This window comes from Bacillus sp. RB3 (genome assembly GCF_030164735.1).
GTDB lineage: Bacteria > Bacillota > Bacilli > Bacillales > Bacillaceae_G > Bacillus_A > Bacillus_A cereus.
This window is the reverse complement of record NZ_JASNGE010000095.1, coordinates 1-808: the sequence shown is the minus strand read 5'-3', so window position 1 is coordinate 808 and position 808 is coordinate 1. Positions and strand designations below refer to the sequence as shown.

The following is an 808-nucleotide window of genomic DNA, read 5'->3' as shown; positions in this document are numbered from 1 at the left end:
GGTGTAGTGGTTAACATGCCTGCCTGTCACGCAGGAGATCGCCGGTTCGACCCCGGTCGGGACCGCCATTTTAACTTCTGCTATATAGCAGTTGTTTTTTATTGGACATTATGGTACAATAAAATTTGTCTTTGAAAAGAAGATAATTATTTCGATGGGCTATAGCCAAGCGGTAAGGCAACGGACTTTGACTCCGTCATGCGCTGGTTCGAATCCAGCTAGCCCAGCCATTTACGAGCCATTAGCTCAGTTGGTAGAGCATCTGACTTTTAATCAGAGGGTCGAAGGTTCGAGTCCTTCATGGCTCACTTTTGTTTTTTCCGCGCGGTCGTGGCGGAACGGCAGACGCGCTAGGTTGAGGGCCTAGTGGGGGGAACCCCGTGGAGGTTCAAGTCCTCTCGGCCGCATCAAAAAATCTTAAAAAAGTACTTGCATTTGAAAATGTAGTATGATAAGATAATTGAGTCGCCAAATTACAACGACGAAAAAACATCATGAATAAGCGCCCGTAGCTCAATTGGATAGAGCGTTTGACTACGGATCAAGAGGTTAGGGGTTCGACTCCTCTCGGGCGCGCTTTTATTAACGGGAAGTGGCTCAGCTTGGTAGAGCACCTGGTTTGGGACCAGGGGGTCGCAGGTTCAAATCCTGTCTTCCCGACCACGCGGGTGTAGTTTAGTGGTAAAACAAGAGCCTTCCAAGCTCTGGTCGAGAGTTCGATTCTCTTCACCCGCTTTTAGTTCTTTGAAAACTGAACGAAACAAACAACGTGAAACGTCAATTTTTATTTTAGATGCTAGACAAACTA

At 47.0% G+C, this 808-nt stretch carries 7 tRNA genes; all 7 read left to right on the top strand.

The features are described from left to right. The 7 genes from QO049_RS30485 (at nt 1) to QO049_RS30455 (ending at nt 735) form a co-directional block, all read left to right on the top strand. Nucleotides 1-68 (top strand) — tRNA-Asp (locus QO049_RS30485). A gap of 87 nt (nt 69-155) precedes the next feature. After that, nucleotides 156-230: transfer RNA gene (locus tag QO049_RS30480), tRNA-Gln, on the top strand. Between the two features lie 5 nt (nt 231-235). Next, a tRNA-Lys gene (locus QO049_RS30475) sits at nt 236-308 on the top strand. A gap of 16 nt (nt 309-324) precedes the next feature. Beyond that, nucleotides 325-407: transfer RNA gene (locus tag QO049_RS30470), tRNA-Leu, on the top strand. A 95-nt stretch (nt 408-502) separates the two neighbouring features. Continuing rightward, nucleotides 503-576: transfer RNA gene (locus QO049_RS30465), tRNA-Arg, on the top strand. A gap of 10 nt (nt 577-586) precedes the next feature. Further along, a tRNA-Pro gene (locus QO049_RS30460) sits at nt 587-663 on the top strand. A gap of 1 nt (nt 664) precedes the next feature. Next, nucleotides 665-735: transfer RNA gene (locus QO049_RS30455), tRNA-Gly, on the top strand. Nucleotides 736-808 lie beyond the last annotated feature (73 nt).